This is a genomic window from Streptomyces profundus (assembly GCF_020740535.1).
GTDB classification, from domain to species: Bacteria; Actinomycetota; Actinomycetes; order Streptomycetales; family Streptomycetaceae; genus Streptomyces; species Streptomyces profundus.
Genome location: NZ_CP082362.1, coordinates 4,709,129 through 4,722,020, shown reverse-complemented (window position 1 = coordinate 4,722,020; position 12,892 = coordinate 4,709,129). Strand labels below are relative to the sequence as shown.

General features: G+C 69.7%; 12 protein-coding genes. 5 read left to right on the top strand and 7 right to left on the bottom strand.

All coding sequences use genetic code 11. The features are described 5' to 3' along the window. The first annotated feature begins 702 nt into the window (after positions 1 to 702). From K4G22_RS32010 to K4G22_RS20795, 4 genes are all read left to right on the top strand, one after another. Positions 703 to 1,185, top strand: a complete 483-nt coding sequence (locus K4G22_RS32010; protein ID WP_228081811.1) for an NlpC/P60 family protein — start codon at positions 703 to 705, stop codon at positions 1,183 to 1,185. Then, complete coding sequence (locus tag K4G22_RS20805) at positions 1,163 to 2,845, top strand: serine/threonine-protein kinase (RefSeq protein ID WP_228081810.1); 1,683 nt, start codon at positions 1,163 to 1,165, stop codon at positions 2,843 to 2,845. Before K4G22_RS32010 ends, K4G22_RS20805 begins: the two co-directional genes overlap by 23 nt. A 282-nt stretch (positions 2,846 to 3,127) precedes the next feature. Then, positions 3,128 to 3,559: a DUF7878 domain-containing protein gene (locus tag K4G22_RS20800; RefSeq protein ID WP_228081809.1), complete on the top strand. Its 432-nt coding sequence runs from the start codon at positions 3,128 to 3,130 to the stop codon at positions 3,557 to 3,559. Positions 3,560 to 3,601: 42 nt separating this feature from the next. After that, a complete protein-coding gene (locus tag K4G22_RS20795) occupies positions 3,602 to 4,372 on the top strand; it encodes a transposase (RefSeq protein WP_228081808.1) in 771 nt (256 codons plus the stop codon). Between the two features lie 172 nt (positions 4,373 to 4,544). Here the strand turns inward: K4G22_RS20795 and K4G22_RS20790 are convergent, their stop codons facing one another. The 4 genes from K4G22_RS20790 to K4G22_RS20775 form a co-directional block, all read right to left on the bottom strand. Then, positions 4,545 to 5,366: a phosphotransferase gene (locus K4G22_RS20790; RefSeq protein ID WP_228081807.1), complete on the bottom strand. Its 822-nt coding sequence runs from the start codon at positions 5,364 to 5,366 to the stop codon at positions 4,545 to 4,547. Positions 5,367 to 6,104: 738 nt separating this feature from the next. After that, entirely contained in the window at positions 6,105 to 6,839 is a 735-nt protein-coding gene (locus K4G22_RS20785; RefSeq protein WP_228081806.1) for an ABC transporter ATP-binding protein, read from the bottom strand. A gap of 6 nt (positions 6,840 to 6,845) precedes the next feature. Then, positions 6,846 to 7,421: a hypothetical protein gene (locus K4G22_RS20780; protein ID WP_228081805.1), complete on the bottom strand. Its 576-nt coding sequence runs from the start codon at positions 7,419 to 7,421 to the stop codon at positions 6,846 to 6,848. 26 nt (positions 7,422 to 7,447) lie between these two features. Further along, positions 7,448 to 8,758 (bottom strand): DUF7224 domain-containing protein, encoded by a 1,311-nt coding sequence (locus tag K4G22_RS20775; RefSeq protein WP_228081804.1) that lies wholly within the window; start codon positions 8,756 to 8,758, stop codon positions 7,448 to 7,450. Positions 8,759 to 8,859: 101 nt separating this feature from the next. Between K4G22_RS20775 and K4G22_RS20770 the strand changes: the two genes are divergently transcribed. Then, positions 8,860 to 9,084 carry a transposase gene (locus K4G22_RS20770; RefSeq protein WP_228081803.1) on the top strand — a complete coding sequence of 75 codons (225 nt, stop codon included), beginning with the start codon at positions 8,860 to 8,862 and terminating at the stop codon, positions 9,082 to 9,084. Between the two features lie 133 nt (positions 9,085 to 9,217). Here the strand turns inward: K4G22_RS20770 and K4G22_RS20765 are convergent, their stop codons facing one another. From K4G22_RS20765 to K4G22_RS20755, 3 genes are all read right to left on the bottom strand, one after another. Next, on the bottom strand, positions 9,218 to 10,675 hold the full coding sequence (locus K4G22_RS20765; protein WP_228081802.1) for a serine/threonine-protein kinase: 1,458 nt from the start codon (positions 10,673 to 10,675) through the stop codon (positions 9,218 to 9,220). Positions 10,676 to 11,452: 777 nt separating this feature from the next. After that, positions 11,453 to 12,013, bottom strand: a complete 561-nt coding sequence (locus tag K4G22_RS20760) for a GNAT family N-acetyltransferase (RefSeq protein ID WP_228081801.1) — start codon at positions 12,011 to 12,013, stop codon at positions 11,453 to 11,455. Between the two features lie 208 nt (positions 12,014 to 12,221). Beyond that, the gene (locus tag K4G22_RS20755; RefSeq protein WP_228081800.1) at positions 12,222 to 12,842 is read right to left on the bottom strand and encodes an NAD(P)-dependent oxidoreductase; all 621 of its coding nucleotides are present in this window, start codon (positions 12,840 to 12,842) and stop codon (positions 12,222 to 12,224) included. Between the last annotated feature and the right edge of the window lie 50 nt (positions 12,843 to 12,892).

Sequence of the window (12,892 nt, the reverse complement as noted above, 5' to 3'; positions counted from 1 at the left end):
GGCTCCAGACGCGCAGAGGGAGCGGGCTCCAGGAGTGGGCGCGATAGCGAAGGACCTATACGCCGACAGAGGCGGACACCTCCAACCGGACTGCGGCCGGGCCCCCGCGTGCACAGGGATCCCACCAAGGCTGTGGCTCTACCATCTGCTGGTCAGCATTCCAAGTGCGGCCCCTGCTACCAGAGCTAGGCTGGCTCCATCAGCCCAACACCCCACGGACCACTCCCCCAACCACCTGCGCGGCGCCCCACTCACCCCTCTGACCTGCAACGTTGCACTACCGTCAGACCGCTGCACTTTCACCCCCACGCGACACCCAGACCCGCTTCCCAACCAGCGGCTTTACACTCGGGTCCTCATCAACCCCGGAGGGTTCGCAACCCCGGCGCTACCCGCCGACGTGGTCCGTCAGCCTCGAGCCCTCATCAATCCCGGAGGGTTCGCAACCGCTGGCGGCCCCGCTGCTGTGGATCGCCGCCGGCATGTCCTCATCAATCCCGGAGGGTTCGCAACATACGGTGAGACAGGCAGTCACAGGGAGGGCATTCATGGTCCTCATCAACCGCGGAGGGTTCGCGGCGCGCCCATCAGGCGGCCGGCGAGCGGCACGTCGCCGGTCCTCATCAGCCCAGAGGGTTGGCAACGTGACGGGTTCATCGCTGGGCGGCGGGCCTGAAGGTGAGGTGCCGGAACGGGCATGAGATGCGGCCTTACACCGCCCTCCCACCCCGGCTTCGACGGCTCCGGCCTCACCCAAGCCGCCTACACCGCCGCCTACCAACACGCCGCCAGCCCCCAACTCCCGCCAGCCCCCGCATGCCCGGCGACCTCCTCTTCTACGGCACCCCCCACAACATCCACCACGTCGGCATCCGCACCGGCAACGGCCACATGATCAGCGCCCCAAGCCCGGCGAACTCGTCCGCGAAGAATGCCACCGCTACCCAGGCGACGACTACCTCGGCGCCACCAGACCCCGGGCACACCCCTGTATATCTCCGTAAGGGGATTTCGTTTTCAGTGTCCTGTCATCAACTGGTCCCCCTGGGTCCGGGATTCACGAGCATGGCTGTTTTCCGAGAGCGAACAACGCTTCCCTCGGTTCGATTTCAGTTGGTATCGCGCTCGTGTCAACGGCCGCCGAAGTCGCTAGGGTTACCACGTGTTGACTCCTTTAGCGGCTGACGACCCGCCGTCCATAGCTGGTTACCGGATCACGCACCGGGTTGGCGCAGGGGGAATGGGAAGGGTTTATCTGTCACACACGCCCGGAGGGCGGCCGGTCGCCATCAAGGTGATCCATCCGGAGCTGGCCTCGGATCCCGACTTTCGGCAGCGGCTTCAGCAGGAGGTACGCGCCGCCCAGCGTGTCCAAGGCCCTTATACGGCCCCCGTCATCGACAGCGACACGGAAGGGCCGCGGCCGTGGTTCGCCGCCGCATACGTAGCGGGCCCCTCCCTGTATGCCGCCGTCCGGACGCATGGCCCGCTGCCACTGCCCGCCGCGGCTCGCCTGCTGGCCGGCATCGCCGAGGCGTTGCGGGGGATCCACGGCGCGGGTGTGGTGCATCGGGACCTCAAGCCGTCGAATGTGCTACTTGCCCAGGACGGTCCGAGAGTCATCGACTTCGGCATCTCCCGGGCACTCGACTTCACCTCGCTCACCCGTAGCGGATTCACCGCCGGCACGCCCGCGTTCATGGCACCGGAACAGGCGATGGGCCAAACGGCCACGGCCGCCGTGGACATCTTCTCCCTCGGCATGGTCGCGGCCTTCGCCACCATTGGCAGCCCACCCTTCGGAGACGGCCCGCCGCCCGCTGTGCTGTATCGGATCGTGCACGAGGAACCCGATCTGGCGGGGTTGCCGCCCGCCCTGCGGGAGTTGACCGCCCGCTGCCTGGCCAGGGAGCCGGCGGAACGCCCCACGGCCGCGGAGGTGGTCGAGGAGTGCCAACGGCTGCTGGTCGACGCACCGGAGTCCGCGGACGGATGGCTGCCTCCAGCCGTCGCCGCCGAGGTGGAACGCCACCTCTCCACGGTCACCTCGCTGCCCCCGGCGGTACCCGCACCCGCCGCGCCCGGACCAGCCGTCCCGCCGCCGGGCGCTTGGGGCCCGGGGACACTGCCCCCGGCCACCGCCCAGCGCCGGGGGCGTGGGCGACTCGTGGCGTTCCTGCTCGCCACCGGCCTGTGCGCGGCGCTGGCCGGCGGGGCCATCGGTGCCATGGTGCTGGGCGGCGATGACAACGGTGTCGAGGCCGGGAGCGGAGGTGACGACGATGCGGACACCCGTGGGGGAGACGGCGGACAGGAGGAGCCGTCGCCCTCACCGACCAGCCCGGAACCCAGCGACGAGCCGGAGCCGGACCCCGAGCCCACCGAACAGCCGGAGCCGGAGCCGGAGCCCACCGAGCAGCCGGACCCGAACCCCGAGCCGGAGGATTATGCGGACATCGACATTCCCGCGAGGTACATGATCCTGTTCACGGACGATCCGCCCACTCCCCGCCCCGTCGACAACGGTGGTCACGGCAGAGGCGACTTCAGCTACTCGTACTTCACCAACTCGTCGTTGAGCACCGAGCCGGACAACAACATGGTCCTCCTGGAGCCAGGACAGGACGGATCCCTGGACGTCTGTCGCGCGGAGACACGTTTCACGAATGACATCGTTTCCAACTACATCTCCCCCGGCATCCAGATCTGTGTCACCACCGCCCGCGGAGACATCGCCCTGGTCACCCTCAACGAGCGTGTGACCAGGACGAACTCACCGAGCAGCTATGTCAACATCGACCTGACGGTCTGGCGTAGCGCATCCAGGCCCGACGCGGACAACTGACACCGTCGCCTACCGCACACCGCACCATGGAATGCACGGGCCACTCCCGAAGCGACCAGCCGCTGGAAGAACGCGCTCAACGCCCACGACATCACCTTCAACGGCCGCCTCACCGCAGTTCGCCAGGAATACCCCTTGCTCGACAGGCCCTCGGCGGGCCAAGCCTAAGGGTTGTCCCGCTAATCGAGGGTCGGCTGGGGCACCAGACGTGACTTGGTAACGTTCTGCGCATTTGGGTGGCCCGGACGTGCTGAGGGCCTCAGATCGCATGGAGGCCGGGCGGTGCGGCTCGTCTGCCGGAACTTTGGACTGTCGGATCTGCCGCGGCGCGGACTCACCCCGCAAGAGGCTCCACTGGCAGTGCTTCTCCTCGACATCGAGGCAGAGCTCTCCATCTGGGAGCAGGGGCAGGTGGTGTGGTCCGAAGAGGCGTTCCCCGTGGCGGAGCTGGCGTACTACTTGGCGCTCTGGCTGCAGAGGCCAACTGCCGGCCATGAGGAATTCGAGCTCGACTCGATGCAGGCGGAGGAGGGGCTGATCCGCATCGTGCACTCCGATGACGGCTGGCGGGTCGGCTCCATCTACACGCCGGACTTCTGGACCTCTCCCGTCACCTGGGACGTCTTGGTAGCGGCGATCAAGCAGTTCGACCGCTCCGTGCGCGAGGGCGTTGCCGCGATGGGGATCGAGCCTGCCTTCATCCCGGAGCCCTGACGGCGGGGATAGGCCTGTTGCGCACAGTGGAATGATCACCGTGTGGCTAGTGTGATCACGGCGTCGGAGCCGTCTTGGATAGCCCCGTTCACCGGGCTGAGCGCGCGGCAGTTCGGCAAGTTGGTCACCGCGCTGCGGCGGGAGGGGGCGGATCCGGTCCGCAAGGGCCGGCCCTGGAGCCTGCCATTGGAGGACCGGGTCCTGCTGGTCGCCGCGTACTGGCGCACGAACCTCACCCTGCGCCAGCTGGCGCCGTTGTTCGGAGTGTCGAAGTCGGCCGCGGACCGCATCATCGATCGCCTCGGCCCGGCACTCGCGCTCCAGCAGCGCAAGAGGTTCCGCAAGGACACCGTGCTGATCGTGGACGGCACCCTGGTCCCCACCCGCGACCACCAGGTGGCCGAGCAGTCCAAGAATTATCGGTACTCCACCAACCACCAGGTCGTCATCGACGCCGACACCCGGCTCATCGTCGCCATCGGCCGGCCGCTGCCCGGCAACCGCAACGACTGCAAGGCCTGGGAACTGTCCGGCGCCAAGGACTCCGCCGGCCGCACCACCGTTATCGCCGACGGCGGCTACCAGGGCACAGGCCTGATCATCCCGCACCGCCGTGAACGCGGCCAAGCCGATCTACCGGCCTGGGAAGAGGAGCACAACGCCTCCCACTGCAGGGTCCGGACACGTGTCGAGCACGCCTTCGCCCGCATGAAGACCTGGAAGATCCTCCGCGACTGCCGCCTGAAAGGCGATGGCGTCCACCACGCCATGCTCGGCATCGCCCGCCTGCATAACCTCACCCTCGTCGGCTGACCAGCAGACAAGCAGGTCAGCCAGCAGACCCGAGGTCATTTACGGGACAACCTTTAGGATCGAATTCCCCCGCGGGCATGAGCGGCACAGGGTTGGCGCGGTGATCATTGAGATGATCGCCGCGAGCGCTCCATTGCGGTCCAGATGACGGCGGCACGATTCCTTTTGGCGGTCAGGCCAGCCACCGGCGTGCCTCCTCCAAGCGTTCTTCGTTTCCGGAAGGGGCGTCGACGCCGGTGACGTCACCGTGCAGGATCCGCCCGGCGTAGTAGAGGGCGTTGATGGCGTACCGAAAGTCCAGGATCGGTGTCAGCGCGCGTTCGATCTCTGCGCGTGGCAGAACGTCCTGGTCCAGGTAGGCGCGGAGGAGGGGTTGCGCGCGGTCAGGGCCGTGGGCGTCCATCACCGCCGTGGCCACGTCGTACATCCGGGGCTTGAAGCTGGCCGCGCCCCAGTCGATGAGACCGCGGTTGCCTGTGGACGGGTCGAACCGGAAGTGTTCGGGTGCGGGGTCGCCGTGCACGGGGCCCCACGTCAGCGTCTCAGGGCGGAGTCGCCGCAGTCGCGCCGTGACCGCTTCGATGGCTGGTCGGATCCACGGCCGCAGGTTCAGGGCGGCGTCATCGGGACTGTCGGCCAGCAGGTCGAACTGCGACCACGCCTCCCCCGGGGTGACCGGTTCCGTGCCGAGGATGCCGTGGACGCGGGCGAGTGTCGCGCCCATGAGCGCGGTATCGCTGCTGCTGTGGCCTTGGAGTTCGCGGCCCGCTACCCAGCGCAGGAGCGCGAGAGCGTGGCCGCCGACCGCGGTCGTCAGGTGTCCAGCGGACGTGGGCACGGGTGCGCCAGCGAGCATGCCTGCCTCCTCCACCTGGACCGACAGACGCAGGCCGTAGAGGAACTGCCCCTCCGGCATTCCTCGGGGTACGGCCTTGGCCACCCATCGGGTGTCCCTGAGACGGACGTTCCAGGTCGCGGAGTTCATGCCGCCCATCAGGGGCGTTACCTCGGCACCAGGCAGAGCCCAGTGCGATGCCAGTGCGGCGGAGATCCCCTGGCAGCTCGGTACCGGCCGGCGCTCGTCATTCGAGGAGACAGTGGGATCCGGGGCGGGGTGGCCGGGCGGGCCGCCGTTGGGCGACGTGGCGTGTGACGACATGGTGGTGAGGTTCTCCGGATTCGACAAGGGAACCGCCGCCGGGCACGGCGACGGCTTCGGCCTCATGCGCGGCATTTCACGTGCCGCGCAACGGATCACCTCACGCCATGGACGGTACCGAGACGCCCCCGGGCGGGCCAGCGAATACCGAGGGCACGGCGGGAAGTACCGGCCGTACCAACCTCAGCGAGAGCCCCCTCCCCACTGGCTCCCCTTGCGAGGTGTTGGAACGGCCGCACGGATGCTGCTCAGAATGGCGTCGGCGGGGCGGTAGCGGCGTGGGAACGCACCCGGCGCCGAACGTGCGCTCGGGGCATGCCGCGAGTTCGCCAGGGGCAGCGGTCGCACAGCAGACCGCAGTCACTTAGTCGGCCTTTGACTCGGCCGGCGAACCGTGCCGTCGGAAGCACGTCGCGGTCTCCGTCGGCGCGGGCGTGGTGGTGCGCGGCGCGGCTGAGGCACGGTGGGCAAACGTGAGGGTGCGCAGCAACTGACCTGTGGCGGAGGGGCCCTCAGCGCAACGTAGGGACGATAGCTGCGCCTGCTCGATACGTATGGTCGAGGGCCTTCGGCTCAGGCCGTGGTTTCGCTCAGCGCGGTGTAGGCCGCTTCCGCGCGGCGGCCGGCGACGGCGTCGGCGGGAGCGTGGGCCAGGAAGCCCTCGGTGCTCCCGGTGTAACGGATACGTCCCGCCTCCAGGACCGTGACATGGTCGGATTCTTCAGCGAGGTCAGCGACATCGTGGGTCGAGAGCAGCACCGTCACCTCGTCGGTCAGCGTGGCCAGCACGTCGCGGAAGACTCGTCGCTGTCGGGGGTCCATGCCGGCGGTCGGTTCGTCGAGGAGCAGTACGCGCGCCCCGTGGACCAGCGCGGCGGCGACACCCACCCGGCGCAGTTGTCCGCCGGACAGGCGGCGCGCCCGGGTGTCCGCTTCGTCGGCGAGGTCGACTCTGGCCAGGGCCGTGGCCGACGCGGTCCAGGCGTCGGTGCGGCTCATGCCTTTCAACCAGCCGGTATAGGCGACCTGTTCGCGGGCGGTCAGGGCAGTCATGGCGGTGATGTGTTGTGGCATCCAGGCGACGGCGCCGCGGTAGGCGCGGGCCTGTGAGGGGAGGTCGTCCAGGCTGACGCTGCCCTTGCGTGGGCGGGTGACGCCGGCTGCCAGCCGTAGCAGGGTGGATTTGCCGGCGCCGTTCGGGCCCAGCAGCACGGTCACCCCCGGCGGCAGCCGGTAGTCGAGCTCGCTGAGTACCGGGCGGGCCCATGGGCGGTATGCGTAGGTGCAGGCGCGGAGTTGGAGAGTCATGGGTCCTCAGGTGATGGAATGGGCCACGGTCCGCCAGCGGACCGTGCCGTGGAGCAGGAGGCCGATGGTGAGGGCGAGCATGGCGGCGAGCGCCGCCGGGGCGTCGCCACCGGGCTTGGGCAGGACGGTCCAGAACGCCCAGTGCCCACCCCCGGAGTAGCCGACGAAGATCACGGCGAAGACCCAGAGCACCGGCGCGGCGATCGCCGGCTGACCGACGAAGACCCGTACGCACAGCAGCAGTCCGGTCAGGAAGGCGACGTTACGGCCGGAGGCCACGGCGTGGTCGTTGCCCGCCAGCAGATGGACCGCGCCACCGACGGCCAGGGCGGTCGCGCAGACGCCGATGACCAGGCCGGCGTCCAGCGCGCGCACGCGTCGGGTAGCGGTCTCCTCCGCCTCAACCAGCCGGGAGCCGAGGCTGAGTTCGAGGGCGGCGACAACGGGGATCGGGGCCATCAGCACGAAGAGCACCGGATTGGTCGACCCACTCAGGATCGAGGGCAGTTCGACCGTGGCATCCCCCAGCACCATCACGGCGGCCGTGAACACGCCGAGCGCCACCAGGAGGACGGAGAGCACTCGCCGCGCTTTGAGCCACCACCACATCAGGCCACACCCGCGCTCTCGCCGGAGGCACAGGCCGCGGCCAGCGCGTTCCGGTACCAGTCGGCCTGCTCCGCTGGCGACAGCTCCGTCACCGCCACCGCTTGTTCCTCGATCTCCTCAAGTATCCGGGCCCCGTCCTGGTACACCAGCAGTTCCTCGCGCTGGCGCCGTAGGTAGTCGTCGGCGACGCCCGCGACGCCCGCCGCCCACAGCATGACGGTGCGCGCCGTGGTGCCGTCCGGTTCAGCACAGGGGAAGACGACGACGGTGTCGACGACGGCCAGCCGGGTCGTGTCGGCGGAGTGCAGACTGGTGAGGGGGAGGCGCCAGGTGTCGGGTGCCCTCTCGCCCTCGGCGATCAATCGGTCCTCCACCCGTGCTGGCGGCTCGACGGCCACACCCGCGTCTGTCAGCAGCCGCAGCGTCTCGCCGATGTCGGCGCGAACGGTGGGCAGGTCGCCAGCGGTCGCCGCAGGCATGCACACGGGCAGCTCGTCACCGGCGCAGCGCACCTGCGCGTGACCGGTCGAGGTCGGGGGCGAGTGCCCCCAGTCCCGCACCATGGCATAAGCGCCGACCGTTCCCCCGAGCATCGCCAGGCAACCGGCCACCGCGCACCCCACGCGCCACGCCGGCCGCCAGACTGGCGTGGTCAACAGGGTGAGGCCGAGCGCGATGGCGCCGGCGAACAGCACGGGCGCCCCGACAGAAGCCGTCGTCGGCAGCTGACCGAAGCCCAACTCCCCAGGGTATTGGCCTGATATGTGCCGGAGCCAGAACGGTTCATAGGACCAGGCGGCTGCCACCGCGTAGAAGACGACCAGCGCGAGCACGGGCGCCACCACTATGCGGGGCAGCACCAGCCCGGCCGCGAAGCCGATGAGCGAGTGGGCGACAGCGAGGGCCCACGCCATCCCGGGCAACACCAGGCTCACCACGGTAGGTGCCTGCCCCTCGTGCCCCAGGGCGAGGCCGATGGCAAGGCCGGTCATCAGGCCGGCCAACAGCCACACCGGGGCCAGTGCCTGTGCGATCAGGCTGGCTCGGGAACGGGCAGGGCCCAACGCCCAGACCCCGTCCCGCCGCAGTCGTCCGCTCTCCCACGCGCCGAGCGCCGCCGCCGTCGCGTAGATCAACGGATAGACACTGAGCAGCACGGCCGAGACGGTGCGCGGCGCATAGCCCAGGCGCGGGTCCCCCAGGCGGTAGTCGGCGAGGTAACCGCCGTAGAAGTAGAGCACGATCAGCGCCAGCGCCGGCGGCGCGAGCCACAGCGCGGCCGACGCGCGCAACCAGGTTCGAAGTCTCATCAAAGTCCGGTCGTGATAACGGGTGAATCCGGGGGTGGGCGTCGGAGTGTTCGACACCACCCACGGAGGGCCGATCCGGCCAAAGTGGCCCGCCGCAAGCAGTGCGCCGCCCCGCCGAGGTGGGCTGTGTCGAGAAGTGGCAACCGGCCTTCGACCTGATCGACGAAACGAGGTCCTGGGGCATCGAGGTGCCCCAAGTCATCACCGACGGCGGCCAGGGAGACACTGCCGCCTTCCGGCACCGCCTGGAGACACGCAAGCTCCACCACATGGTGGCCATCCCGACCACGACCACCACGCACCTCACAGAGACGGCGCCAGCCTGAGCCTCTTCTGAGGCGTCCGCGAACTGCGGACAACGCCCCTCGCGACCTGGACCGGCGCCTGCCCACCTGTCACCGCGACAGGCCAGACCCCGCGCCGACATGACCAAGCGCACCACTCGGGGCTGTGGTGGTGCTACGGCGCGGCGGATCTTGCGGCCCGGCGGGCGGCTGCGGTGAGCCAGGGCCTGATGGAGCTGTCGTTGGTGAGGTCGGCGCGGTAGGCCACCGCGACGGTCACGTAACTGTGGCGGTGCCAGGACTGACTCCAGCGGTAGCTGCGGTAGACCTTGTCGGGGCAGTGTTCGAGGCCGCCCCCGTCCCGGGCCCTCCAGATGGTGAGCTCCCAACGCGGCTTGCCGCTCAGGTACGCGAGCATGTCCTGGGCGGTCGGCATGTCGGGGAAGGCGAAGACCTGGACGCAGACGTAGACGGGGTTCTCGGGCGTGGCGTGGGAACCGGGCTGCTCCGCGTAGACACCGGCCACCACATTGGTACAGTCACGGCGCGTGAGTTCCTGGGCCACATGGCTGGGGCCCGCCTCACGGGGGTGGTGTGTGCCCTCGGCGATTCGCGCGAACTTGATGCCCAGGTCGTTGGTGAACTGCTGCGGCAGCAGGGCGTTCACGGTGAGTGTCTCGTCAGTGGAATCGCGGCCCCGCTGCCCGGGCACGGAGACCGTGGGCGGGAGAGGGACCGTGCCTGGCTCTGTGAGGGGTCGGGTACGGCCGTCTACAGACTCGGGCCTGGGTGTGTGGTCGATGTGCCGTAGCGCCTGGGAGAGGTCAGCGGCGTTCGGATACCGGTGCTCGGGGTCCTTGCGCAGCAAGGCGAGCACGAGTTCGTCCCAGGCGGGTGGGATGTCCGTGGACACCGCGCTGGGCGCGGAGGGTTCCTGAGTGAGATGGGCCGAGAGGTAGCCCACGGTGTCGGGGGCCTGGAACGGCAGCTGGCCTGTGATCAGCTCGAAGAGCAGGCAGCCGAACGCGTACAGGTCGCTGCGCGGTTCGGGGAAGCCGCGGGCTTGTTCGGGTGCCATGTAGGGGGGTGTGCCCACGATGAAGCCGGTCTGGGTGAGGCGGTCCGCGGTCGCGTAGGGGTCTGCCCCTCGCGCGATGCCGAAGTCGAGGACCTTCACGATGCCGGAAGGTGTGATGAGGATGTTGGACGGCTTGATGTCCCTGTGCATGATTCCGGCGTTGTGCGCCTCAGCGAGCGCGTCGCCTATCTGCGCGCCCCATCGGGCCGCGTCCGGCAGGGCGATGGCGCCTCGGCGCAGCATCGCGTCCAGACCCTCGCCCCGGATCAGCTCCATCACCAGGAACGGAATCCTGTCGCCCGCGGTGCCGGTTTCGCCGAAGTCGTGGATGGTCACGATGTTGGGGTGCTGTAGCCGGGCGGTGATCTGTGCCTCGCGCAGGAACCTGGCGCGCGCCTCTTCGCCGCGGCTTCCGCCGCCGGCCAGTAGGGAGATCACCTTGACCGCGACGGGCCGGCCCAGCGTCTCGTCCTGCGCCTCCCACGCCTGGCCCATTCCGCCCTCACTGAGCTGTCGCACCAACCGGTAACGGCCCCCCAGGAGCTGGTCTCGCACTGCTATGCCTCCCCCGTTTCGAACATTCCTGTCCCGGCTGCTGGCGAGCTGGCGCGATGGGCATCGCGACGCGACCGCGTAGGTGACACGCCCGTAACCCAGGAACCCGCCAAGCGCCAGGAGAATCCGCCAGGACAGCCGTCCTGATCCGGACCAGCGTTCCATTCCCGGCGCGTCCCCGGTCGCGGAGCGCGCCTCTCCTCCACCGCTGCAACGGCGCGCGCCTGCCGGAACGTTAGCCCGTTGCCCGGCCGCAGTCCCACAACTTCCCTCACAGGGACGCCAGGTCGGGCGCCGCGGTTCCGCGACCGGCACTTGCCGATCCCCACGCACGGCGCCCCGCTCCGCACTGCTGTCGCCCGTCGCCTCGCCCGCGAGGGCTTCTATCAGTTCTGCCGACAGCGGCTGGTTTCTCGGTGAGGGCGGCGTCGCGGTCGGCGGTCGCGCGGAGCCGGTCGCGCTCAGCGGCGTCGATGTAGATGCTTTCACCGCGCTGGACCGGGATCTGGTTGAAGTAGGGGTCGTTGGGGATGTTGAAGCGCGGCTCGGTGGAGGCTCCGGACAGGCGTGAGATGCGGTGCTCGGTGTGGGTGACTGGGCGCGGACCAGGCCGAAGTGGCCGATCTCGAAGTGGGTGACCTGACCGGCGGGGTCGGCGTGGGCGACCAGGTTGCCCTGGCCGTCCCAGCTCTGCGGGCCGGCTGTTGCCGGGCGTCACAGGTCCGCCGCGTTGGTTCGCCGGCGGGGCGCGGGCCGAAAGGCGGGCCGGGCTCGGTCCTAACGGTCGGCCGGCGGGGGCCACTCGCGGCGGAGGAGGCCGAAGACCCAGGAGTCGGAGATGTCGCCGTTGACGACGCAGTCCTCGCGGAGGGTGCCTTCGCGGACGAAGCCGAGCTTCTCAAGGACCCGGGCGGACGCCACGTTGCGGGTGTCGGTCTCGGCCTGGACGCGGTTCAGGTCCAGGGTGTCGAACGCCCACCGCAGGACGGCGTGCGCCGTCTCCGTGGCGTAGCCGTGGCCCCACGCGGCGGCGTCGAAGACGTAGCCCAGGGACGCGCTGCGGAAGTCCGGGTTCCAGCCGGTCAGGCCACACCAACCGATGAACGCGCCGTCGGAGAGGCGGTCGACGGCCACCCGCGCTCCCGTGCCCTCCTCCTCGATGGTCCGGCAGGTCGCGATGAAGCGCTGGGCGCGGGCCGGTTCGGTCCACGGCGGGGAGTCCCAGTAACGCAGCACGGTGGCGTTGCTGTGCAGCGCGTAGAGCGGCGCCGCCTCGGCGTCGGTGAACGGCCGCAGCCGCAGGCGGGCGGTGTGCAACTCGGGGGTGGGCAAGGTCATGCGGAGCATCCTGCCGCGTCACGCGCACCCCCGACCATTCGTTTATCCGAACGGTCGGGGGCACCAGCCCCACGGCGTCGGCTGTCGCACTCCGCCGCGCACGAGCGCGAGGTCGCCGTCTCGGCCGCGACCCGCGCGATCGGCCGGGTCGTGCGGCGTTCGGTCAAGCGCCGTCGGCCCGCAGCAGAAGGCGACGCGTGGCGATGCGTCACCGGTGCTCGTCGACGACCGCGCCGCCGGGTGGTCGCAGAACGCCGACATGCTCGCCCAGTCGCTCGCCAGGCCGCTCGGCAAGGTCGACGAGTGCGCGGGCGTGGTCGGCGTAGGTGATCTGTGCACCGAGGGTGCCGACGTCCGTCAGGGTGTAGCCGGCGTAGGGAACGCTGGTGCGGTCGAAGTCTCCCGCCGGACTGACGGCGGTCCACGCCAGGCCCGACCGGGTGAACGTCTCCAACGCGGCACGGTGCCCGAGGGAGAACGGGCGGTACTCCGCCGGGAAGGCCGCCGCGTCAACGGGGGCGACTCCAGAGGCGTCTGGGAGCAGTGACGCGATACCCACCCACACCAGGCGGCTGACGCGCGCTTCGAGAAGGCCGGCCGCGAGGCTCGTTGCCGCGCCACGGTAGAACTCCACCGGGTCGCCGTCAGAGGGTGCGACGGCGACCACAGCCGCGTCGTTCCCGGAGGCGGCCCGGGCCACCACCAGCGGATCGGTGACGTCCGCCTCGGCCTTCCGTAAAGCGGTCACGTGGTGTCCACGTCCGGACGCCTCGGCTGCCGCAGCGGCCCCGGCCTGGCCGCCGGCTCCAAAGATCACGATGTTCAACATGGGCACGACGTTAGGCCGACGTCCGGTTCCCGATCGGGTACCTATCCTTG